The organism is Amycolatopsis sp. WAC 01376, from assembly GCF_003947415.1.
In the GTDB taxonomy this organism is placed as follows: Bacteria; Actinomycetota; Actinomycetes; order Mycobacteriales; family Pseudonocardiaceae; genus Amycolatopsis.
Genome location: NZ_QHKL01000002.1, coordinates 279372 through 302368 on the forward strand (window position 1 = coordinate 279372; position 22997 = coordinate 302368).

At 68.7% G+C, this 22997-nt stretch carries 20 protein-coding genes; 12 read left to right on the top strand and 8 right to left on the bottom strand.

Annotation, left to right across the window (positions count from 1 at the left end; all coding sequences use genetic code 11):
• Nucleotides 1–5: 5 nt before the first annotated feature.
• Nucleotides 6–488: a MerR family transcriptional regulator gene (locus DMH03_RS10610; RefSeq protein WP_125791847.1), complete on the bottom strand. Its 483-nt coding sequence runs from the start codon at nucleotides 486–488 to the stop codon at nucleotides 6–8.
• Between DMH03_RS10610 and DMH03_RS10615 the strand changes: the two genes are divergently transcribed.
• Nucleotides 487–1581: an alkene reductase gene (locus tag DMH03_RS10615; RefSeq protein WP_125791848.1), complete on the top strand. Its 1095-nt coding sequence runs from the start codon at nucleotides 487–489 to the stop codon at nucleotides 1579–1581. The two genes, DMH03_RS10610 and DMH03_RS10615, sit on opposite strands and share 2 nt — an antisense overlap.
• A 28-nt stretch (nucleotides 1582–1609) precedes the next feature.
• Entirely contained in the window at nucleotides 1610–2935 is a 1326-nt protein-coding gene (locus DMH03_RS10620; protein ID WP_125791849.1) for an amidase, read from the top strand.
• A gap of 85 nt (nucleotides 2936–3020) precedes the next feature.
• Here DMH03_RS10620 and DMH03_RS10625 read toward each other — a convergent pair whose 3' ends face one another.
• The 4 genes from DMH03_RS10625 to DMH03_RS10640 all read right to left on the bottom strand — a co-directional run bounded on the left by DMH03_RS10625 (nucleotide 3021) and on the right by DMH03_RS10640 (nucleotide 8515).
• Nucleotides 3021–4136 (bottom strand): cell division protein DivIVA, encoded by a 1116-nt coding sequence (locus tag DMH03_RS10625; RefSeq protein WP_125791850.1) that lies wholly within the window; start codon nucleotides 4134–4136, stop codon nucleotides 3021–3023.
• Nucleotides 4137–4254: 118 nt separating this feature from the next.
• Nucleotides 4255–6246, bottom strand: coding sequence for an SDR family oxidoreductase (locus tag DMH03_RS10630; RefSeq protein ID WP_125791851.1), 1992 nt, complete (start codon nucleotides 6244–6246; stop codon nucleotides 4255–4257).
• A 99-nt stretch (nucleotides 6247–6345) separates the two neighbouring features.
• Entirely contained in the window at nucleotides 6346–7035 is a 690-nt protein-coding gene (locus DMH03_RS10635) for a class F sortase (protein ID WP_125791852.1), read from the bottom strand.
• 10 nt (nucleotides 7036–7045) lie between these two features.
• Nucleotides 7046–8515 (bottom strand): SpaA isopeptide-forming pilin-related protein, encoded by a 1470-nt coding sequence (locus tag DMH03_RS10640; RefSeq protein WP_125791853.1) that lies wholly within the window; start codon nucleotides 8513–8515, stop codon nucleotides 7046–7048.
• 315 nt (nucleotides 8516–8830) lie between these two features.
• Here DMH03_RS10640 and DMH03_RS10645 point away from each other — a divergent pair, with 315 nt between their 5' ends.
• The 5 genes from DMH03_RS10645 to DMH03_RS10665 all read left to right on the top strand — a co-directional run bounded on the left by DMH03_RS10645 (nucleotide 8831) and on the right by DMH03_RS10665 (nucleotide 14186).
• On the top strand, nucleotides 8831–9670 hold the full coding sequence (locus DMH03_RS10645; protein ID WP_125791854.1) for a Bax inhibitor-1/YccA family protein: 840 nt from the start codon (nucleotides 8831–8833) through the stop codon (nucleotides 9668–9670).
• Nucleotides 9671–9744: 74 nt separating this feature from the next.
• Nucleotides 9745–10257: a hypothetical protein gene (locus DMH03_RS10650; protein WP_125791855.1), complete on the top strand. Its 513-nt coding sequence runs from the start codon at nucleotides 9745–9747 to the stop codon at nucleotides 10255–10257.
• A 144-nt stretch (nucleotides 10258–10401) separates the two neighbouring features.
• Complete coding sequence (locus DMH03_RS10655; protein WP_125791856.1) at nucleotides 10402–10950, top strand: hypothetical protein; 549 nt, start codon at nucleotides 10402–10404, stop codon at nucleotides 10948–10950.
• Nucleotides 10951–11160: 210 nt separating this feature from the next.
• Complete coding sequence (locus DMH03_RS10660; RefSeq protein ID WP_125791857.1) at nucleotides 11161–12429, top strand: YeeE/YedE family protein; 1269 nt, start codon at nucleotides 11161–11163, stop codon at nucleotides 12427–12429.
• Between the two features lie 224 nt (nucleotides 12430–12653).
• Nucleotides 12654–14186: a DHA2 family efflux MFS transporter permease subunit gene (locus tag DMH03_RS10665; protein ID WP_125791858.1), complete on the top strand. Its 1533-nt coding sequence runs from the start codon at nucleotides 12654–12656 to the stop codon at nucleotides 14184–14186.
• 110 nt (nucleotides 14187–14296) lie between these two features.
• On the opposite strand, the gene DMH03_RS10670 is transcribed toward DMH03_RS10665, so the two are convergent.
• Nucleotides 14297–15517 (bottom strand): acetyl-CoA C-acetyltransferase, encoded by a 1221-nt coding sequence (locus DMH03_RS10670; RefSeq protein WP_125791859.1) that lies wholly within the window; start codon nucleotides 15515–15517, stop codon nucleotides 14297–14299.
• A 179-nt stretch (nucleotides 15518–15696) separates the two neighbouring features.
• Here DMH03_RS10670 and DMH03_RS10675 point away from each other — a divergent pair, with 179 nt between their 5' ends.
• From DMH03_RS10675 to DMH03_RS10695, 5 genes are all read left to right on the top strand, one after another.
• Nucleotides 15697–17067 carry a cystathionine beta-synthase gene (locus DMH03_RS10675; RefSeq protein ID WP_125791860.1) on the top strand — a complete coding sequence of 457 codons (1371 nt, stop codon included), beginning with the start codon at nucleotides 15697–15699 and terminating at the stop codon, nucleotides 17065–17067.
• A gap of 233 nt (nucleotides 17068–17300) precedes the next feature.
• Nucleotides 17301–18737: a hypothetical protein gene (locus DMH03_RS10680; RefSeq protein ID WP_125791861.1), complete on the top strand. Its 1437-nt coding sequence runs from the start codon at nucleotides 17301–17303 to the stop codon at nucleotides 18735–18737.
• A gap of 142 nt (nucleotides 18738–18879) precedes the next feature.
• Complete coding sequence (locus DMH03_RS10685) at nucleotides 18880–19440, top strand: hypothetical protein (protein WP_125791862.1); 561 nt, start codon at nucleotides 18880–18882, stop codon at nucleotides 19438–19440.
• Between the two features lie 47 nt (nucleotides 19441–19487).
• Nucleotides 19488–20096, top strand: a complete 609-nt coding sequence (locus tag DMH03_RS10690; protein ID WP_125791863.1) for a hypothetical protein — start codon at nucleotides 19488–19490, stop codon at nucleotides 20094–20096.
• Between the two features lie 51 nt (nucleotides 20097–20147).
• On the top strand, nucleotides 20148–21305 hold the full coding sequence (locus DMH03_RS10695) for a cystathionine gamma-synthase (RefSeq protein ID WP_125791864.1): 1158 nt from the start codon (nucleotides 20148–20150) through the stop codon (nucleotides 21303–21305).
• 406 nt (nucleotides 21306–21711) lie between these two features.
• Here DMH03_RS10695 and DMH03_RS10700 read toward each other — a convergent pair whose 3' ends face one another.
• Together DMH03_RS10700 and DMH03_RS10705 are read right to left on the bottom strand one after the other, a co-directional pair.
• Nucleotides 21712–21990, bottom strand: coding sequence for a hypothetical protein (locus tag DMH03_RS10700; protein ID WP_125791865.1), 279 nt, complete (start codon nucleotides 21988–21990; stop codon nucleotides 21712–21714).
• A gap of 120 nt (nucleotides 21991–22110) precedes the next feature.
• A complete protein-coding gene (locus DMH03_RS10705; protein WP_125791866.1) occupies nucleotides 22111–22977 on the bottom strand; it encodes a ferredoxin in 867 nt (288 codons plus the stop codon).
• Between the last annotated feature and the right edge of the window lie 20 nt (nucleotides 22978–22997).

Here is a 22997-nt window from a genome sequence, read left to right on the forward strand (position 1 = left end):
CCGGGTCAGACATGGATTCCACGGTGCCGCCGGACGGGCCGGGAAGGAACCGGTACCTCGGCGGTGCCGGTCCCCTTGGCCGCGGCCAGGACGCGCTCCAGAACCGATAGAGAGGTGGTGAGCAAGGAGATCTGGTTCTGGATCCGAGTCTTGGCGATCTCCAGTTCGTCGGCCATTCCCGGCGAAGGCACCAAATGCGTGTGGTCCCCGGAAACACAGGGAAGGAGTTCCGCGATCTTGCCGCTGCACAACCCGGCCGAATAGAAGAGCTGGATCTGCAGCACCCTGGCGATGTCGTCTTCGGTGAAGGTCCGGTAGCCGTTGCCGCATCGATCGGGACGCAGCAGGCCTTCCGTTTCGTAGTACCGCAACGAGCGGACGCTCACCCCGGTCCGCTTCGCCAGTTCGCCGATCCGCATCAGTCCACAGTAGCCGCGGAAATCGAGGTTGACCGTGACGCCGGTGTCAGGGTTTAGCTTCGCGTTCATGAGGTTGCTCGAAGCATTCCGCGGCACCGCGATCCAGTTGCCGAACCGCATCGCGATGGCCCCGATGACCAGGGGGCGCGCCGACGATGTCACAGGCGTGCCGCATCCGCGGACGGCCGAGTACTACGCGCAGCGCGCGAGCGCCGGGTTGATCGTGAGCGAAGGCATCTGGGTCGACCGGACCGGCAAGAGTGGTCCGGGCATTCCAGGACTCGCGACGAAACGGCAGGCCGAGGCCTGGTGTGCGGTGACGGAAGCCGTGCACAGGGAAGGCGGCCGGATTTTCGCGCAGCTTTGGCACGCGGGCCGGGTCAGTCATCCCGGCGTGATGGGCCGGACGCCGGTGGCGCCGTCGGCGGTCCGGCAGGCCGGGCGGATCTTCTCGGCCGACGGCTGGACGGACACGGTCGAGCCGCGTGCGCTCGGCGAAGAAGAGATAGGCGAGGTCGTCCAGGACTTCGCCGCGGCGGCACTCCGGGCCGTCGAGGCAGGATTCGACGGCGTGGAACTCCACGGTGCCAACGGCTACCTCATCCAGGAGTTCCTCGCCCGCAACACCAATCTCAGGGAGGACCGCTACGGCGGTTCGGTCGCCGCCCGGCTCCGCTTCCCGCTCGAGGTGGTGGCGGCTGTGACCGAGCGGATCGGCGCGGCCAGGGTCGCTCTGCGGATTTCGCCGGGCAACCCGGAGAACGACATCGTGGAAGACGACTGGAAGGAGGTGTACTCACGACTGCTAGAGGAACTACGCCGGTACGAGCTCGCGTACCTGCACGTCATCGACACTCCCGACGCTGTGCCGTTGTCACACCTGCGGCCGCTGTGGCCGGGGACGCTCGTCGCGAACCTTCGGTCAGAGGAACCGACTTCCCGGGACGAGGGTGAGTCCTTGATCGAAACCGGTCTCGCCGATGTGGTCGCCTTCGGACGGCTGTTCATCGCGAATCCGGACCTGCCCGCCCGGTTCGCTTTGGGCGCCCCGCTCGCTCGGGCCGACCACGACGTCTACTACGGCGCCCGGCTCGACGGCTACACCGACTTCCCGGCGTACGAACCGGACTCGGCCAAGTTCGCCTGTTCGGCGCGCAGCTGATCTTCTCCGGCGGCTCTACAGTGCGGGGATGGTCAAGACGGCAGTGGAAATCGCGGCGGCTGTGCGTGCCAAGGAGCTCGACCCGGTCGAGGTGACGCGAGAGGCGTTGGCCCGGATCGCGGCGGCGGACGGGGTGGTCGGCGCGTTCCGCCGGGTCAGGCATGAGGAGGCACTCGCCGAGGCGGCCGCCGTCGCCGAACGCGCGGACCTGGCCGACCTGCCCTTGGCCGGCGTGCCGATCGCGGTCAAGGACGTCGCGCCGGTCGAGGGCGAGTATGCCTCGTGGGGTTCGCGTGCGGGCTCGTCCGCGCTGTCCACAGAGGACGGTGAGATAGCGCGGCGGCTGCGGGCCGCCGGTGCGGTGATCGTCGGCCTGACCCGGGTGCCGGAGCTGTGTGTCTGGCCGTCGAGCGACGGTCCGGACGGAGTGGCGCGCAATCCGCGCAACCCGGCCTACGCCGCGGGCGGTTCGTCGGGCGGGAGTGCGGCGGCCGTCGCGGCCGGGCTGGTGCCCATCGCGCACGGCACCGATGGTCTGGGCTCGATCCGGCTGCCGTCCGCCATGTGCGGGCTCGTCGGTCTCAAACCGGGTAAGGACGTGGTCCGCGTACCGGGGGAGAGTGGCTGGTTCGGCCTGTCCACACACGGTCCGATGACGACCACCGTGGCCGACGCGGCCGTGCTGATGTCGGTCCTCGCCGAAGAGCCCGGCCTGGCGGACCTCGCCGAACCGAAGCGGTCCCGCATCGCTCTGTCGACTCAGGTCCCGTTGACGAGGGCGCCGTTGCCGCGCGCGTTCGGCCGAGCCGTCACGAGGGCCGGAGAGCTGTTCCGCGAGGCCGGGCACACCGTGGCGCCCGGCGCGCCCCGATACAGCGCCGGAGCCGTCGGTGGTCTCTTCGCGCGCTGGGTCGCGGGCCCTGCCGAGCAGGCCGAGGGCTTCGATCTCGGTGCGCTCCAGCCTCGGACGCGCACACACGTCCGGCTTGGGCGGCTGTTGGCCAAGCATGTGCAGGACAGCACCCGCGAGCGCTGGCTGGAGCGTGCCGAGGAGTTCTTCGCCGACCACGACGTCCTGGTGACGCCCATGCTGGCGACCCTTCCGCTCAAGGCGCGCAAGTGGCACGAAGCCCGATGGATCGCCAACGTCCTGCCGTCCGTACGCGTGGCGGGCTTCGCGGGCTTCTGGAATCTCGCGGGCTACCCGGCGATGTCGATTCCGGTCGGCGTACATCCTTCGGGCATCCCGGCCTGCGTCCAGCTCGTCGCCGCGCCCGGCGGGGAAGCACTCCTCCTCGGCCTAGCCGCCCAGCTCGAAGCGGCCAATCCCTGGCCTCGCACCACCGCCTCCTGACAGCGCCCGAAAAGAGAGCAAGGGACCTTTGCTATCGCTCTCCAAAAGAGAGTGACAGCAAAGGTCCCTTGCTACTTCGCGCAGGTCAGGAGCCGGTTTTGGCCGGTGACGGCTTCTGGCCGTTCGCCTTCGGGCCGCCCTGCTCGTTCTGTCCGTTCTTCGGCGCAGCGGCGGCAGGCGCCGAAGAAGCGGGCTTGGCGGGAGCGGATTTGGCGGGAGCCGGGGCCTTCGACGCGGGCGGCTCGGCGGGCTTGCCGGCAGGCTTCGTCTCCGCGGCCTTGCTGTCGCCGCCGACGAGCTTCGAAGCGTGCGGGATCACCGACTCCTCGGGCAGCGCCGCGAGCATCGCCTCGCTGCCCTTCAGGACCTCGTCGGCCTGCATCAGGCTCTTGCGGGCCTGCTCGCGGATCTCCGCCAGCCGCTCGACCTTCCGCTGGGCGGCGGTCGTGCGCTGGGCGGCTGTCGTCGTGGCCTCGTCGAGACGGCGCTTGGCCTCGGCCGTGGCCTCGTCGATGCGGCGCTTGGCCTCCGCGGTGGCCTCCGCGATCCGGCGTTCGGCCTGGTTCTTGCTGGCCGTCTGCTGGTCGGTGATGTGCTTCTCGTGCGAGGCGCGCTGAGCCGCGATGGTCTGCTCGAACTCGCGCTCGATCTTGCGGCGCTTGCGCTCGGCCTCGTTGTCCAGCAGTTCCCGGCGCTGGGCGGCCTCGACGGTCAGCCGGTGGACCTCGGCCCGCGTTTCGGCGAGCGCGGATTCATGTTCGGAGTGCAGCGCGTCCGCCTGCTTGTCCAGCTCGGCGACGAGCCGCGTGTACCGCTCACGGAGCTTCTTCGAAGCCTCGCTCGAGGACGCCCAGTGCTTCTCGGCCGCGACCTCGGCACGCTTCGTGATCTCGTCCGCGCGCGCCTGAGCGAGCGTGACGGTGCGCTGCATCCGCTCGTCGAGGTCTTCGAGCCGCTCCGGCGGCTTCTTCAGCTCCTCGATCCTGGCGTTCAGCTTCGCCACCTCGTGGCGGACGGTTTCGAGTTCGCGGGTGGCCGAGGTCGCCTGCGCGATCGCGGCGTCGCGGTCGGTGATCACGCGATGCAGCTGGGATTCGAGATGATCCAGATACTGGCGCACTTCGTTCCGGTCGAAGCCGTGCCAGGCCTGGGTGTACTCGCGCCGCAGGGGCAACAGGCCGTTGTCTCGCTCGGGAACCATGGTCACGACGGTACCTGCGTACCCGGCGTCGCCGTTGTCAGGCTTGGTGATTCACCGACGTGTGTCGGCTCTCAGCTGCGATCCCTCACCTGAACGGCCGCCACCCGTGTGCGCAGTGTCACCAATGGAAGCCGCGGCTGAGCCGGGCGAGCGCCATCGCCGCACGGGACAGATGCTGCTCGCCCTTCCCGATTTTGAGACCGCCCTCGCCGCCCGCGGCCGCGGAGTCCGGGAACACGCGGAACCCTTGGTAGGCCACGGCATCCGTCAGCCCCGGCGTGAGCGTGTACGCGAGCCCGATCGCTTGTCCGGCAGGCGTGCCGATGTGCTTCGGGCGGTCCTTCAGCGCCTTCATCACCATGTCCGCGGCCTGATCCGGGGATTTGGTCGGAAACGCGTCATAGATCTTCGTCGGCCGGATCATCGGCGTGCGCACGAGTGGCATGTGGATGGTCGTGAAGGTGATTCCGTCACCGTGGGTCTCGGTCGCGGCGATCCGCGAGAAATAGTCCAAAGCGGCCTTCGAAGCCGCATATGCCGAAAAGCGCGGCGCGATTCCCTGCACGCCGATCGACGACACGTTGACGATATGCCCGAATTTCCGCTCGGACATATGCGGCAGCACCGCGAGGATCAGCCGCACCGCGCCGAAGTAGTTGATCGCCATCGCGCGTTCGTAGTCGTGGAACCGGTCGTACGACAGTTTGATCGATCGCCGGATCGACCGGCCGGCGTTGTTCACGAGCATGTCGACCCGGCCGTGCTCGGCGAGCATCGCGTCGACGGCCTTGTGCACCGAGTCCTCGTCGGTCAGGTCGGCCGGGTACACCGACGCCGTGCCGCCGGCGGCGATGATCTCGTCCCGCACTTCTTCGAGTTCGTGACGGCGCCGCGCCACGAGCAGCGGCACCCCGCCCGCGGCCGCGACCTTGATCGCGGTCGCCCGGCCGATGCCGGAGGACGCGCCGGTGATGATCACGCGGCGGCCGTCCAGTTCACCGCGTGGACCGTGCTTGCGGGCGCGGAACGGGTCGAGGTGCTCACGCCAGTAGCGCCACAGCGTGGGCGCGTAGTCCTCGATCCGGGGCACCTCGACGCCCGAGCCGATGAGCGCCTTGCGCGTCGACGCCGACGAGAACACCGACGGGAACGCCATGGTGTCCAGCAGCACCGGCGGGATGCCGAGCCGTTCCAGCACGGCGTCGCGCGCGATCGTGAAGCCGGGGATGTGCTCGCTCAGTTTCACCAGGTTGACGATGCCCTTGGACAAGCGGTCGTTGAGCTGCACGGAGATCGTCGGCGCGCCCGCCGCCTTCGCGAAGGCGTTGTAGACCGAGACGACCGGCTGGGGTTCCGGGTTGACCAGGTGGAACGCGCGCCCGTCGAGCCCCTTCGTGGTGACCAGGGCGTTCAGCGATTCGGCGACGTAGTCGACCGGGACGACGTTGGTGTCGCCGAGGTCGGGGCCGACGATCGGCACATCGGGCAGCCCGGCGAGCCTGCTGATCGCGGGGAACAGGTAGTACGGGCCGTCGATCTTGTCCATCTCGCCGGTCTCGGAGTCCCCGACGACGACCGCGGGCCGGTACACCCGCCACGGCACGTCCTGCTGTTCGCGCACGAGGCGCTCCGCCTCGAACTTCGTGCGGTGGTACGGCGTGAGGAGCCGCTGGCCGACGTCGAACATCTCCTCGGTGAACATGCCCTCGTGGTCACCGGCGACGGCGACCGAGGACACGTGGTGCAGGCAGCCCGCGTCCAGTCCGGCGGCGAGCGCGATCACCTGCGCGGTGCCTTCGACGTTGGCCTTGATGCTGGCTTCGTCGTCGGCGGTGAGGTCGTAAAGGGCGGCGAGGTGGACGACGTGATCGACGCCGCGAAGCATCTCTCGGTCGTCTTCGCCGACGCCGAGCAGTGGTTCGCCGAGGTCACCGGTGACGAGGGTGACGCGTTCGGGATGCGGCCAGGCGTTCACGAGTTTCGCGAGTTTGTCCCGTGAGGACGCGCGGACGACGAGCGCGACCTTCTCGACGTCGTCCCTGGTGAGCAGCAGCCGGGTGAAGTGGCGCCCGATCAGTCCGGTCGCCCCGGTCACCAGAAAAGTCGCCATTCGCTTCACCCTTCACCGTGCTCGCCCGCGTCCACCGGCATTGTGCTGCATGACGACGGCGAGGACCACTATGACACCGGTGAAGTTACTCACGGGTAACTACGCTGGGTCGGCGATGACGACCCGGTTTTCGGCGTAGCCGGTCTCCCCGCCGACCCAGCGGCCGCCGCAGGTCACGAGGACTATCCGATGTGGACCGGACTGGCCGAACAGCTCGTCCGCCCGCTGCGGCAGTTCGTTCTTCTTCAGTGTGATCAGCTGGGAAACCTTGTACCGCCAAGACTTCCCGGCCTTGTCGACCACGGTGACGGCGCCGCCGATCCGCTCGGTCCACAGCTCCGCGAACGGACCCGTCGCGCCCCTCCAGTTCACGTGCCCGGCGAACACGCTCGCGCCGGTGGCCGCGCTCAGTTCGGCGCCCCACCAGGTCACCTCGCCGAGGTTCTCCGGCACCGGAAGCTCCGCGCCCGGTCCGAGTTCCTTGCGCACGAGTTTCGCCGCGCCGCCCGCGGGCAGCTGGATCGTCCCCGGACCCTGGGGTTTCGGAGCCTCGGGTTGTTTAGAAGACGACGGCGGTGGGGCGGCCGGCGGCGTCGTGGGAACGATGTCCGGTGGAGGCGGCACCTCCTGCTGCGCGGGCGCGGCCGGGGCGCCGCCCGCGACGGAGACGGAGACGGGCTGAGCCGTCCCCGCCACCACGGTCGTCGGCGGCCAGATGATCAAGGCCGCGACGAGGTCCGCGCACAGGACCGTGACGGCTCCCAGCGCGAACCCGCGTCGTACTGACATTCCCGAATCCTTAGCGTCGCGAAGACCGCCGCGCGGCCACGCCCACCAGCACCGAACCGAGCAGCGCGAGCGCGCCGACACCGAGGATGCCGGCGGTCGACGCCGAGTTCTCGACGGTGCCCTGCATCATCGCCACCGGCCGGTCGCCGGCGGGAATGGTGCGCGGTACCTCGTTGGGCGTGTTGGCGACCTTGAGCGCCAGCGTCTCACCCGGTTTGAGCTCGCCGCAGGCGGACGGCGGATTCTTCGGGTCGAACGCGTTGGTGTAGCCCGGCGGCGCGCTGACCTCGACCACGCAGATCTCCTGCGGGGTCCGCAGGTTCTCCACGGTGACCGTGCCGGTCTCACCCTCGGTGGTGACGACGGCGGGTTTGCCGTCGGCGCCGTTGAGCGGCTTGCCGTCGTGGCCGACGGCGGCGGTGGCCTTGTCCTTGGCGGTGATCCGCAGCGCGGCGCCGGCGATGCCCTTGCCGGTCTTCGCGTCGACCTTGGTCACCTGGACCTTGCCCGGTTTCGAGACGACCGCGACACCCTGGGCCTTCAGTTCCTTCTCACCGCCGGTCGAGACGACGTTCTGCACGCCGGTCTGGACCGGGAACTGCACGTACGGCCGGTCCGCGGGGGCGGACAGCGTGCTGGCCAGCTTCGGCTGGTCACCGGTCGGCGTCACCTTGACCGTGACGGTGCCGTCCTCGCCGGTCTTCACCGTCGTGGTCTTCGCGGCCTTCGCGTTCGAGGTCGACGCGGGCTTGGTGGTCTCGCCGCTGTCCACGGTCGCGTTCGACGGCGTGAGCTGAACGGGCACCCCGGAGATGCCCTTGCCCTTGGCGTTCTTGACGCTGATCGTCCACTCGCCCGCGGTGCCGATGTGCTGGTCTTCCTTCGGCGGCGCGATCGCGGTGGTCCACGGGCCGCGGTTGGCCTCGGCGTCCTTGGTCATCTTCTCGAGGGCCGTGGCGGCATCGGCGTGCTGCGCCTTCAGCTTGCCGAGGGCGCCCTGGATGTCGTAACCGATCTTCTCCGGCTCGAGGTCCGGCTTGAGGTCGGCGTCGGAACGAGGCTTCGACGTCCATGAGTGCAGCAGGTGCGCGAGCGCGGCGGCCTCGGCGTTGTCCTTCGTGCCGCCGTAGCGGAGCAGCAGGTAGGAGATGTTGGCGGCGGTGTCCTCGGGGAGCTTCGCGCCCCACTTGTCGAGGAGCTCGTCGCCGGGCTTGTACTTCTCCGCCGAGTCCGGCGCCTTCAGCTGGAAGCTGACGCAGAACACGTGCTTGCCGTTGACGACGTAGGAACCGAGCCAGTCGCGGTCTCTTGGCTTGCTGTCGACCGTCTGGCCGGGCGTGATCTTGTAGCCGACACCTTCGTTTTCGACGGCCGAGGCCGGTGTCGCCGCGACGGTGGCGGACAAAGCGCCGAGCAGGCACGTCGCGATCAGGCTGGTCAAGGCGCGCGAACGCACGCTCGGGCGTGTGGTCCACCCCATGGTGTGTTGACTCCTTTGGCCGTGCTCTGCCTTCGACGCCTTTACATCGACGCAGGTCACACGATCGATAGGTTCCCCGACACGCCTTCGGTGTTTATCCGAACACGCACCGTGGAGAATCGCGTGTGATCAGCGGTTTTGGCAAGAGGTCATCAGGTGGGGTATCGGTGAACGGTCGGTGATCTCCGCCGCATACGGTGTGGGGGATGGGCGTCGCGCCGATTGTGAGTAAAGTCGTCTTTACTTCGACGGGAACCGGGCGGCCCACGCGGTCGTTGAACCCGATGCAGGTGCCAGTAGATCCAGGAGGATCAGGTGCGATCCAGTAGCAACCCGGCGTTCCGGAACCTGCCGCGTGGCGCGGCGGAGTACGGACCCAACGTAGGCTTCAACCAACCCCAGGGCGGCGTGCCCGGCTACGGTCCTCCGCAGACCTCCGCCGGCGCCGGCGACCGTCCGATGACCGTCGACGACGTCGTGATCAAGACGGCGCTGAGCCTCGGCACCGCGCTGGTGACCGGTGTGCTCACAGCGATCTGGGCGATCAGCCAGATCCCGCTGTCGGGGTCCGGCAAGATCCTGGGCATCCCCAGCGCCGTGATCGGCGTGCTCGTCGGCTCGATGATCGTCGGCCTCGTGATTTCGCTGGTGATCATCTTCAAGAAGATGCCGAGCGGCCCGCTCACGCTGGCCTACTCGGCCGTCGAGGGTGTCTTCCTCGGTGCGATCAGCGGTCTGTTCGAAGCGCTGTACCCCGGTATCGCGCTGCAGGCGATCGTCGGCACCGCCGGTGTCTTCCTCGCGATGCTGGTCGTCTACAAGACGGGTGCCGTCAAGGTCACCCCGAAGTTGACGAAGTGGATCATCGGCGCCGTGGTCGGCGTGGCGATCATGATGCTGGTCAACCTCGTCACCAGCCTCTTCTTCGGTTTCAACCCGCTGCGTGACGGCGGTCCGATCGCGATCATCTTCAGCCTCGTGGTGATCGGTGTCGCGGCGTTCAGCTTCCTGCTCGACTTCGACCAGGCCGACCGGATGATCCGCGAAGGCACGCCCTCGAAGTGGTCCTGGTACGTCGCCTTCGGCCTGATGACCACGCTGGTCTGGCTGTACCTCGAGATCCTGCGGTTGCTGTCGTACTTCCAAAACGACTGACCGGAGTCTCTCCGCGAAAGGGCGCCCCGAGCGATCGGGGCGCCCTTTTCCGTGGTGGCGAATACCCTGCTGGCATGACCGAACACAGGCGTTCCAAATGGTTTTGGGTTGGCATCCTGGTGCCGGTCGCGATCGTGGTGCTCAGCGCGTCTTCGTGGATCATCGGCTATCTCTCCAGCACGGACGACGTCCAGCCGGGCGGCTGCTACGCGGTCACCAGGTTCGGCGACGTCGATGACGATCCGGTCAAGGCGGACTGCGGCTCGGCCGAGGCCAACGCGAAGGCGGCGGCGAAGACCGACGCCGGCGGCGCGTGCCCGGAGGGCGAGTACGACCAGCTGACCGTCGACAAGACGTTCGCCTCGTACAAGCTCTGCATGATGCTCAACGCGAAGCAGGGCGACTGCCTCGAGAACTTCCTCGCCGACAGCGTTGCGTATCAGAAGGTCCCCTGCTCGGACCCCGCGCGGGACGCGGAGGTCCTGAAGGTGGTCGACGGTGTCGCGACCTGTGACGACACGGAAGCGACGCATCTCAAGAGCTACTCGACCCCGCCTTCGACGGTCTGCGTGAAGAGCACCAAATAGCGGCCTCGGCCAGCGGCTTTCACCCGTTCGGGGGGCCGCTGCAGAGGGTCGATCACGATAAGTGTTGGATACCGAGGTTCTCATTCCTCTTCACAACTGTGAGGTTTCTCGGTGACCACTTCCCAGCCGGCCCCTGGGGGCCAAATGCCGGTGGGACAGCCCGACGCTTTCGGCCAGCCGGAAGCGCCCAAAAAATCCAAGCTCGGCTGGCTGCGTTTCGCCATCCCGGTGCTCGTCGTCGTGATCGGCGGCGGTCTCTTCCTGGTCAACCACTTCACCGGGACGGGCAACGCCCAGGCCGGTGAGTGCCTCAGCGTGACCGAGTTCTCCCGGACGGCCGACGAGCCGAAGAAGGCCGATTGCGGCGCTCAGGAGGCGAACGTCAAGATCGCCGCCCGCGTGGGCGGCGACGAGGCCTGCCCGGAGGGCGACTACGACAGCATCTCGATGTCCGGCCGGATCTCGTACAAGCTGTGCCTGATGGCCAACGCCAAGCAGGGCGACTGCCTCAAGGGCTACATGTCGAAGACCGCCGGATATCAGAAGGTGGCCTGCACCGATCCCGCCAAGGACGCGGAATTGGTGAAGATCGCCAACGTCGCGGATCAGGCGTCCTGTGAGGGCACCGAAGCGACGCGAGTGGCGGTGTACTCGACGCCGCCGACCACGGTCTGCATCAAGACGGCGCCGTAACCACAAGCACGTGAAGGCCCCTTTCCCTCGGCTCAGCTGAGGGGAAGGGGCCTTCGTGCGTGCCGGGGGAGCAAGGGACCTTTGGTGTCGCCGCCGCCATCCGGCCCCGCGCGCCGCCATTCGTCGCACAGTGTGGGACGGGCTGCGACCGGGCGGTCACCGGTCCTAACGTTGCTCGTCCCCCACCCCGCCGATCGACCTGGAGTCCTGGTGGCGACGACAGAAACCCAAGCCGGTGAGAAGAAGCTCCTCGACTTCCCGACCTCCTGCGCCGCCCCGGTCCCGCGACCGGAGGAGCCGGTCAAGATCGTCCCGCTGGCGGTCGCGGGTGCCCTCGCGATCGGACTGACCTGGTACGTCTGGGCGGAGCACGGGGCGAAGTTCGGCGTCCTGCTGATCCTCGGCCTCCTGCTCGGGCTCGCGCTGTTCCACTCCCGGTTCGGTTTCACCTCGGCCTGGCGCCAGCTGATCGCGGTCGGGAACGGCCAGGGGCTGCGGGCGCACACGCTGCTGCTCGGAACGGCCGCGACGTTGATCGCGCTGATCGTGGGCACCGGTTCCGGCCTCTTCGGCAGCACGCCGAACCCGACCGCGGGCGGGCTGGGACTCGCGCTGTTCGTCGGCGCGACGATCTTCGCCATCGGCATGCAACTGGGCGGCGCCTGCGCGTCGGGAACGTTGTTCGCGGTCGGTTCCGGCCAGTCGACGATCGTCCTGACCCTCGGCGGCTTCATCACCGGCTCCGTCCTCTACACGTGGGCGTATCCGCTGTTGTCGGGCTGGCCCGAGTTCAAGGGCGTCCTGCTCGCGGACCACGTCGGCTGGTTCGGTTCGTGGGCGATCACCGTCGCCGTCCTCGCCGCGATCGTGCTGGGGACGCGGTTCGTGCAGAAGCGCCGCAACCCGCCGCCGGTCGACGTCGTCCCGACCGCGCGCGGCTTCGCCCGGATCTACCGCGGCTCCTGGCCGATCCTCGTCGGCGCCGTCGTCCTCGGGGTGCTGGCGGGCGCCGTCTTCCTGGTTTCCGGCGGGATCTGGGGTGTGACGAGCGCGTTCAGCCTGTGGGGCGCCAAGATCCTGCAGGTGTTCGGCCTGCACCCGGAGACCTGGGAATTCTGGCGGCTCAAGGCGAACGCGGCTTCGCTGGCCGGGCCGATCTGGAAGGACAAGAACAGCCTCACCGACATCGGCATCATGATCGGTGCGGGGGTCGCGGCCGCGGCGGCGGGTGCGTGGAAGATCCACAGCTCGATCCCGTGGCGGACCGCGGTCGCCGCGGTGCTCGGCGGGATCCTGATGGGCGTCGGCGCGCGGATGGCGGGTGGCTGCAACATCGGCGCCTACCTCGGCGGTATCTCGGTCGGCAGCCTGCACGGCTGGCTGTGGGGTGTTTTCGCGCTCGGCGGCACCTGGATCGGGCTCAAGCTGCGACCGCTGTTCGGACTGGGCAACCCGGTTCCGACGGACAGCGTCTGCTGATCACTCTTCGTGACAACCCGTATGCGGGCCTGCCCTTTCGGCCCGCATACGGGGAAAAAGTTGGCAGGTAAAACCCGTGTTCGGCTACGCTCGGCTACATGTCCGAGCTTGCGCATTAAGGCACAAGCTCGGCTGGGGAAGGCTCGGCCTGGTGCCGGGCGTCGATTCCGTAGTCGCGACCACGGGGGTCGTCGCGTCCACTCAGTAACAGGGACGGACTTTTCATGTCAACGCAAAGCCCGGCCGCACCGGGCGGCGACAAACTCGACGCCGGCGTGCTCAAGGTCGCCGGCGTCGTCATCCTCGGCGCGATCATGGCGATCCTCGACACGACGGTCGTCAATGTCGCGCTCCAGAAACTGACCATCGAGTTCCAGACCTCGTTCGACACCATCCAGTGGATCGCGACCGGCTACATGCTGGCGCTGGCGACGGTCATCCCGGTCACCGGCTGGGCCTCGGACCGGTTCGGCACCAAACGGCTCTACCTGACCGCGATCGGGCTGTTCCTGATCGGCTCGATGCTCGCCGGCATGGCCTGGGACGTCGAATCGCTGATCATCTTCCGGGTCCTGCAGGGCTTCGGCGGCGGCATGCTGATGCCCGCCGGCATGACGATCCTGACCAGGGCCGCGGGACCGCACCGGATCGGGCGCGTGATGGGCGTGCTCGGCGTGCCGATGCTGCTCGGCCCGATCGGTGGCCCGATCCTCGGCGGCTGGCTGGTCGACGCGGTGAGCTGGCGCTGGATCTTCTACATCAACGTGCCGATCGGCCTCATCACCATGGTGCTGGCCTGGCGCGTGCTGCCGAAGGACCGGCCGGAGCCCAGCGAGCGCTTCGACTTCCTCGGCATGCTGATGGTGTCGCCGGGGCTGGCGGCGCTGATCTTCGGTGTTTCGAACATCCCGTCGGCAGGCGGGATCGGCGCGGTGGAAGTCTGGCTGCCCGCGCTGGCCGGGGTCGCGCTGCTGGTGGCGTTCGTGTTCCGGGCGAATCGGGTCACGAACCCGCTGCTCGATCTGAAGTTGTTCAAGAACCGGTCGTTCTCCGTCGCCATGGTGACGATGACCTTCTTCTGTGTCGCGTTCTTCGGCGCGATGCTGTTGCTGCCCACGTATTTTGTGCTGGCGCGCGGTGAATCGGCGATGAACGCCGGTCTGCTGCTCGCCCCGCAGGGGGTCGGCGCGATGCTGACCATGCCGATCGCGGGCAGGCTCGCGGACAAGATCGGCGCGCGGCAGATCGTGCTGCCCGGTCTCGTGCTGATGCTCGCCGGGCTGATCGCCTTCACCCAGGTCACCGCTGCGACGCCGTACTGGCTGCTGCTTTCGGCGCTGTTCGTGATGGGGCTCGGCATGGGCGCGACGATGATGCCGATCACCTCGGCCGCGTTGCAGACGCTCAAGCCGCAGGACATGGCGAAGGCATCGACGGCGACGAACATCCTTCAGCAGACCGCGGGCGCGATCGGGGCGGCGGTGCTGTCGATCATCCTGGCGGCGTTGCTCGCCGGGAAGTTCGGCGTGCCGACCGCGCAGGGACAGTTGGCCGCGACGGCCGCGGTGATGAACCCGGCGACGCACGAAGCGGCTTCGGGGCTGACCGCGGACGCGTTCTCGACGACGTTCCTGTGGTCGTTGATCCTGCTCGCGCTGTGCCTGATCCCGGCGGCGTTTCTGCCGAAGACCAAGCCCGCCCTGCCGGAGGGCGCGGACGGCGAGGTCTCCGCGGCCCCGCCGATCATGACCCACTGAGCATGATCAGCTAGGCCCGGAAGGGAGCAAGGGACCTTTGCTACCGCTTCTCTCGACGTCGAGACAAGCGGTAGCAAAGGTCCCTTGCTCCCTTTTCGCAGGTCAGGGGGTCAGGAGAGGCGCTCCAGGACCATCGCCATGCCCTGGCCGCCACCGACGCACATGGTCTCGAGGCCGAACTGCTTGTCGTGGTGGCGCAGCGAGTTGATGAGCGTGGAGGTGATCCGCGCGCCGGTCATGCCGAACGGGTGGCCGACGGCGATCGCGCCACCGTTGACGTTCAGCTTGTCGAGGTCGATCCCGAGGTCCTTGTAGGACGGGATGACCTGCGCGGCGAACGCCTCGTTGATCTCGACGAGGTCGATGTCGTCGATGGACATCCCGGCGCGGGCGAGCGCGCGCTTCGACGCCTCGACCGGGCCGTAGCCCATGATCTCCGGCGACAGCCCGGAAACACCGGTCGAGACGACGCGGGCCAGCGGCGTCAGACCCAGTTCCTTCGCCTTGGTGTCGGACATGATGATCACGGCGGCGGCGCCGTCGTTGAGCGCGCAGCAGTTGCCCGCGGTGATCCGGCCGTCGGGGCGGAAGACCGGCTTGAGGCCGGAGACGCCTTCGAGGGTGACGCCGGCGCGCGGGCCGTCGTCCTTCGAGACGACGGTGCCGTCCGGCAGGGTGACCGGGGTGATGTCGTTGGCCCAGAAGCCGTCCGCGATGGCCTTTTCGGCGAGGTTCTGCGAGCGGACGCCGAACTCGTCCATCTCCTCACGAGAGACGTTCTTCAGCCGCGCCAGGTTTTCGGCGGTCTGGCCCATCGCGATGTAGACGTCGGGCAGGGTGCCGTTCTCGCGCGGGTCGGTCCAGCTGTCGGCGCCTTCGGCCGCGACCTGTGCGGTGCGAGCCTCGGCGTCGGCGAAGAGCGGGTTGTGCGTGTTCGGCCAGGAGTCGGAGCTGCCGTTGGCGAAGCGGGACACGGTCTCGACGCCGGCGGAGATGAACACGTCGCCTTCGCCCGCCTTGATCGCGTGCAGTGCCATGCGGGTGGTCTGGAGGCTGGAGGAGCAGTACCGGGTGATCGTGCAGCCGGGAAGGTGGTCGTAGCCGAGTTCGACGGCGACCGCGCGGCCCATGTTGAAGCCCTGCTCGCCGCCGGGGAGACCACAGCCGAGCATGAGGTCTTCGATCTGCGCCGGGTCGAGTTCGGGGACCTTGTCGAGCGCGGCGCGGACCATCTGCGCGGTGAGGTCGTCCGGGCGGATGCTCACCAGCGATCCCTTGCCGGCGCGGCCGATCGGGGATCGGGCGGTGGAGACGATGACGGCTTCGGGCATGGAACGACACTCCCTTGTTCTCGATCCAGACGCGCTAAGCGGTTGCTCACCTCGCATCCTCCACCGGAGGGAGGTGCGGGTCAAAGGCGAACGCGACCCACGCCACTCTTTTATCCTGCGGTCTTCACCCCGCCCGGTTGAGTGGACACAGCACGACCTGCGGCGTTTAGGCTGTCGGAGTGGAATACGTCGAGCACATCGTGGACCTCGTGGGCAACACCCCTCTGGTCAAGCTGAACGCACTGGCCGAAGGGCTGCAACCGCTCATCCTGGCCAAGGTCGAGTACGTCAACCCCGGCGGCAGCGTCAAGGACCGCATCGCGCTTCGGATGATCGAAGCCGCGGAGCGTTCGGGCGCGCTGAAGCCCGGCGGCACCATCGTCGAACCGACCTCCGGCAACACCGGCGTCGGGCTGGCCATGGTGGCGCAGCGCAAGGGGTACAAGTGCGTGTTCGTCTGCCCGGACAAGGTCAGCGAGGACAAGCGCAACGTGCTCAAGGCCTACGGCGCCCGCGTCGTCGTCTGCCCGACCGCTGTGGCGCCGGAGCACCCGGACTCCTACTACAACGTTTCCGATCGCCTCGTCCGCGAGATCGAGGGCGCCTGGAAGCCGAACCAGTACGCCAACCCGGAGAACCCCGCCAGCCACTACCACTCGACCGGCCCGGAGCTCTGGCGCCAGACCGAAGGCAAGATCACGCACTTCGTCGCGGGCGTCGGCACGGGCGGCACGATCTCGGGCACCGGCAAGTACCTGAAGGAGGTCAGCGACGGCCGCGTGCAGGTCATCGGCGCGGACCCCGAAGGCTCGGTGTACTCCGGCGGGACCGGGCGGCCGTACCTCGTCGAGGGCGTCGGTGAGGACTTCTGGCCGGACACCTACGACCGGGGCATCGCCGACCGGATCATCGCGGTGTCGGACGCGAACTCCTTCGACATCACCCGTCGCCTCGCGCTAGAAGAGGGACTGCTCGTCGGCGGCTCGTGCGGGATGGCCGTCGCCGCCGCGCTCAAGCTCGCCGAGGGCCTCGGCCCGGACGACGTCGTCGTCGTGCTCCTGCCCGACGTCGGCCGCGGCTACCTCACCAAGGTGTTCAACGACGACTGGATGTCCTCCTACGGCTTCCTGCCGCCGGACTCCAGCGGCGCCACCGTCGGCGACGTCCTGATGAAGAAGAGCGGCTCGCTGCCCAGTCTCGTGCACAGTCACCCGAACGAGACCGTCGCCGAAGCGGTGGCGATCCTCTCCGAGTTCGGCGTCAGCCAGATGCCCGTGGTCAGCGCGGAGCCCCCGGTCATGGCGGCCGAGGTCGTCGGCGCGGTCAACGAACGCGACCTGCTCGAGGCGCTCTTCACCGGCAAGGCTCAGCTGGCCGACCGGCTCGAGCAGCACATGTCGCCGCCGCTGCCGACCATCGGCGCCGGTGAACAGGTCAGCGTGGCGATGAACGCGCTCTCGGGCGCGGACGGCGCGTTGGTGCTGGTCGACGGCAAGCCGGCGGGTGTCGTGACCCGCCATGACCTGCTCGCGTTTCTCGCGGGACGGTAAAGAGGCATTTCATCGGATGGTCGGGCCGGGGCGTTACGAGCGGCCCACCCGGCTATCCGATAGCGTGTCGGGTGAGTTGAACTTCTATGTCCTCGTCAAGGGGGTTCAAGACCCAAATGAGTGCTCCGCAGCCACCGAATCAGCCTTGGGGTGGCGCCCAGCCACCGCAGGGACCCCCGAGTGGCCCCCAGCCGCAGCAAGACAACCCGTTCGGTTCCCCGGAACCGACTCAGGTGGTCCAGCCCGGCCAGCCGCCCCAGCCCGACTACGGGCAACAACAGTACGGGCAGCAGCCCTCCTATGAGCAGCCCCAGGGCGGCGGGTTCGGCGACACGCCGGAGCCCACACAGGTCGTGCAGCCGGTCCAGCCCGGTTCCGGCGACGCGAACGCGACCCAGGTCGTGCAGCCGGTGAGCGGCGGCGGGGAATCCCCCACCGCCGAGTCCACCCAGCTCGTGCCGCCGGGTTCGCAGCCGCCCGCCATCCCGTACGCCCCGCCGCCGAGCGCGGCCGACAACCCGGCCGCCGGTGCCTACGGCGCCCAGGGTGGCGGTTTCGGTCAGCAGCAGGGCTTCGGCGGGCCCCAGCAGGGCGGGTTCGACCCGTCGCAGGGCCAGCAGCAGCCTGGTTACGGCCAGCCGCAGCAGGGCTTCGGCGGACCGCCGCAGGGCGGCTTCGGCCAGCAGCCCGGTTTCGGCGGACCGCCGCAGGGCTACAGCCCCGCCGCCGGTGGTGGTGCCGGCGGGAACCCGCTGTTCGGGTTCATCGCCGGTGGCCTCGTCGGCCTTCTCGGTCTTCTCGCGCTCGTCTTCAGCTTCGTCTACTTCGGTGACGCGAGCGACTTCTCCAAGGGTGTCGACGCCCAGGCCTCCAGGATGAGCGAAGAGGCCATCAACAAGGCCCTGGACCAGTTCGGCCTGGCTTCGCCCGGCACTGTCTGGCTCTACGTGATCCTGCTGCTGGTCGCTTCGATCGTCGCGACCGCGGCCGGTGCCGGTCTCGCACTGGCGGGCAAGCTCCCGGCCTCGCTCAAGAAGATCGTGCCGATCGCGGTCACCGCGGGCGGCGCGCTGCTGCTCCTCTTCGGCATCCTGCTCCTCGGCGCCACGACCGCGTCGGGCGACGGTGTCCCGAGCGGGGTCAGCATCGGGATCGGCCTGCCGCACCTGATCTTCGGCATCCTGATCCTGATCGTGGGTGTGCTGGGCCTGATCCCGGCGACCGCGCAGTTCGTCGGTCTCGGTGGCGGCGGTTCGGTGCTCGGTGCCCCGCAGAGCGGTCAGCCCGGCGGATTCGGCGGACCGCCGCAGGGCGGCTTCGGTCAGCCGGGGCAGCCCGGCCAGCCTGGTCAGTTCGGCCAGCAGCAGCCGGGTCAATACGGCCAGCCGCAGCCCGGTCAGTACGGTCAGCCCGGCCAGGCCGGTCCGCCTTCGGGTGGTTTCCCGCAGCAGGGGCAGCCTGGCGGTTTCGGGCAGCAGCAGGGCCAGCAGGGTCCGCCCAGCGGTAGCTTCGGCCAGCCGGGTCAGTCGCCGCAGGGCGGCTTCGGCCAGCCCCAGCAGCAACAGCAGCAGCCCGGCGGTTTCGGGCAGCAGCCCGGTCAGCAGGGCCCGCCCAGCGGCGGGTTCGGTCAGCCGGGCCAGCAGCCCGGTCAGCCGCCGCAGCAGTGGTGATCCACCACCGCTGAACGGTTTCGCTCAGGACGCCCCCGGCCCATCGCCGGGGGCGTCCCGCGTTTCCGGATTCGCCTGCCGCGGCCAGGTTCGCGGGGCTAGGGTGAGCGCCGTTGACTCACCCCTTGCCGACGGGAGCGACGTGACCGGTCCGTACGGATATCCCGCACAGCAGCCCGGACCGGCAGGTTTCGGCTATCCCGCGCAACAGGCCCGGCCCTCCGGCGCGACGGCGATCATCGCCGCGGTGCTCGGGCTACTCGGGGCCCTCGCGTCCGGCTTCATTCCGATCCGCTACTTCATCGGACTCCCGTCGGGTTTCAGCCTCTCGAACCTGCCCGCCTTCGCGCTCATCGAACTGGTGCTCTACCTGCTCGCCGCGTTGTTCTTGCTGATCGGCGCGTTGACGACGTTCTTCCGTTCGGTGATCGGCGCCGTCCTGCTGATCCTCGGCTCACTGCTCGCCATCGTGGCCGTCGTGCTGGAGCCGATCGCGTTCCGCGTGCCGTACCGGATCCACCTCGACATCCTGCTCCGGTTCGCGACCTTCGACGGCGTTCTCCGCCTGGCCATGATCGTGTTCGGCCTGCTGGCCCTGCTGCTGGCGATCCTCCCGCCGACGTGGAAGTACCTGCGCCGGCGGCCTGCCCCGGCCCAGTCCTATCGGCCGCAGAATCAGTTTCCCCAGCAAGGCGGTTGGTGAGCCGTCCGGCTGGCAGGATGAGGCGAGAGTTTTCGACAGGGGGAGAAATGACTTATCAGCAGTACCCGCCGCAGGGCGGATATCCGCCACCGGGCGCCTACCCGCAGCAGGGAGTGGCACGGGAGCCGAGCGGTGCCACCGGGATGATCGCCGGGATCCTCGCGATCCTCGGCGGGCTCTGGTTTCTCGCCGGGCTCGCGTTCCACGTCATCGAACTCGTCGATTTCACGGTTTCGTTCCTCGTGATCGGCGCGGTGCTCGACTTCCTCTCCGCGGCCTTGCTCTTGAGCGGCGGGATCCTGCTGCTCCTGCGCAAGAAAGCCGGGCGAGTGCTCACCGTGATCGGGGCCGGCGCCACGATCCTTCTCGTGGCGTCGATCTTCCTGATGGAGGCGATCGGCTCCCATTTCTTCTTCTCGTACAGCGGAGTGACCTCGCACTTCGGCGTCGGCTTGCTACTCATCGTGGTGCCGATCCCGGCGATCGCGACCCTCGTGCTGGCGCTGATCCCGCCGACGGCGCGCTGGCTGGCGGCCAAGAAGCAGCCCGCCCTCGCCGGGCCGCCGCCGAACTTCGGCTACCCGCCCCCGCAGCCCGGCTATCCACCCGCCCCCGGTGGGCCGCAGCAGGGTGGACCACCACCCGGGCAGTGGTGAATTCGGTCCCAGACCATGGGATCTCGAGCGGGTGGTCGTACCCTGGACCGTATGGCCGACGACTACTCTCTGCTGGGCTTCGAGACGCGCGCGATCCACGCCGGGCAGACCCCTGATCCCCGGACCGGCGCGGTCATCGTGCCGATCTATCAGACCTCGACTTACGCGCAGGACGGCGTCGGCGGCACGCGCGAAGGCGACTACGAGTACTCCCGCACCGCGAACCCCACGCGCACCGCGCTGGAGGTCGCGCTCGCGGCGCTCGAAGGCGCCCGGCACGGTCTGGCCTACGCGTCGGGGATGGCGGCCAGTGACGTCCTGCTGCGGGCGACCCTGCGGCCCGGTGACCACCTCGTGCTCGGCAACGACGCGTACGGCGGCACATTCCGGCTGATCGACAAGGTGCTCAGCCTGTGGGGCGTCGAGCACACGGTCGCCGATCTCGGCAACATCGCCGAGGTCCGCGCCGCGATCCGGCCGGAGACGAAGCTGATCTGGTGCGAGTCGCCGACGAACCCGATGCTGGGGATCGCCGACATCGCCGCGCTGGCCGAAGCCGCGCACGGCGCCGGCGGGCGCCTGGTCGTCGACAACACCTTCGCCACTCCGTACCTGCAGAACCCGCTTTCGCTGGGTGCCGACGTCGTCCTGCACTCGACGACCAAGTACCTCGGCGGGCACTCCGACGTCGTCGGCGGCGCGATCCTGACGAACGAGGACGAACTGCGCGAGCAGCTGTTCTACCTGCGCAACGCGGCGGGTGCGGTGCCCGGTCCGTTCGACGCGTGGCTGACCCTGCGCGGGATCAAGACCCTCGCGCTGCGGATGGAGCGGCACAGCGACAACGCCGAACTGATCGCCCGGATGCTGCTGAAGCACCCGAAGGTCGAGCGTGTCTACTACCCGGGCCTGCCGGAGCACCCCGGCCACGAGGTCGCTTCGAAGCAGATGCGGCGCTTCGGCGGGATGATCTCGTTCACCCACATCGACGGCGAGCAGGCCGCGCTCGACGTCGCGGCGAAGACGAAGCTGTTCATCCTCGCCGAGTCGCTGGGCGGGATCGAATCGCTCATCGAGCACCCGGGCCGGATGACGCACGCGAGCACCGCCGGATCCACCCTGGAAGTGCCGGACAACCTGGTGCGCCTCTCCGTCGGCATCGAGGACGGCAGCGACCTGGTCGCCGATCTGGCCAAGGCCCTGGGCTGACCGCCGCCGAACCCAGGCGATAGCAAGGGACCCTTGCTATCGTTAGCGTACCCACGCTAACTATTGAGCCGCAGGTCAAACGTGGCGTGGGGCCGGTGTCGCTCCTGCGTAGGCGTTCTTCTGGTAGTGAGGGCCTCTTTGCCTACTCTGACGGTAGTGAAGGAGGCTTTCGCTACTTTCAGATGTGGCCCTGGTGACCCGTGGGACGGCTGTGACCTCGGCGGCCGGTCGGCAAGGCGTGACTCGCGTGCCTGGATGCCGCACTCGCGAGTGCGGTGCCGCGTCACCCAGCCCACCGTCTCACCCGAGACACGACACGTTTGCCTTACCCCTCAATGAGTGACAGCAAAGGTCCCTTCCTCCGTTCGCGCTGGTCAGCGCGGTGTGGTGGGAGGAAGCGCCCGGGTTACGGGCGGAAGTTGCTGGGTGCGATGCCGCTCTTCGCGTCCGCCTCGTGCGAAGTGCCCTTAGGTGCGGCAGGCAGCTCGGAACCGTCGATGCAGCCGCCGACGAGTTCGATGTGGTTGTCGTGCCGGATGTACTGGCCCGGATCCACGCAACCGGCGCGGTCGACCGTGTAGACGGCGGCGCCGGTCAGCAGCGCGGCCGAAGTGAGGGCCAGCACGACCGGGAGCATCCCGGCGGAACGGGTCGCCCGGACCCTGCCGATGTTCCCCCGTGCCATGCGCGCTCCCTGGTCGCCTTCGCCGCCATCGTCAAGAGTACCCGGACGGTGAACTTGTCACGTGACGTATCCGTCAGGTGGCATCATCCGGCCGTCCGGGTGCCCGCGAAACACGTAGTCCTAAGTGGACGGTTGACCGGTGATGGCGGCGACCGCGAGTTCGCGTTCGGGCTCGCCGACCTCGGGCAGGGTGAACCGCGACGCCCGGATGTGGCCGAGCAGTTCGGGGTCGGGCGCCACGTCGTGCTCGCGCAGGTAGTAGGCGACCGCGCCCGGCCAGTACCAGCGGCCGTCCGTACGGAAGTTCAAGGGCACCAACGGTTCCCTGTCGGGATCGAAGGCATCGGCCTCGTAAGTCCGCGACGCCAGCACGACCGGGGCGCCGTCGAGGTACTCCAGCACGCGATCCCGTTCGGCGGGGGGCAGCGGCTCGCGGTTCACCACCGGACGACCGGACTCGTCGAGCCCGTCGTAGACCCGCGGCGACTTCAGGTCTTCCGGCGCTTCCGCGGGCGGAGTGGCCACCGGCGCCTCGGCCCGCGGCGCGGCGTCGAGCCCCGCTCGCTGCCGCAGCCACGGCGGGATGTTCTGTTCGGCACGCGGGAAGAAGCGCAGCTCGTCCTGGAAACCGATCGATGGCGGCGCCTGCCGCCACGGCGGCTCCACATCGGCGAGGAAGTCCGTACTGAGCACGGTCGCCGAACCGTAGACCAGGATCGCGCTCAGCCAGGTCCCTCGGCCGGGCTGGTACATCCCCGACCGCAGGTTCCCGATCAGTCGTACGGCTTCCGGGTTCGGCGGCACCGGGCGCGGCAGACCGTCCTGACCGGTGACGAGCAGGTCGACCTCGACATGCCTGCCCGCCGCCCGGTACTCGACGCGCATCTGCTGCCAGCCGGGCGGCAGCGGCGTCGCGAGGGCGTGACCGATCTGCCAGACGAGCTGCTGTTGCTGCTGCTGGTTCACCGGTTGTTGTGGTCGGCTCATCTGCCCTCGCTCACCGATCG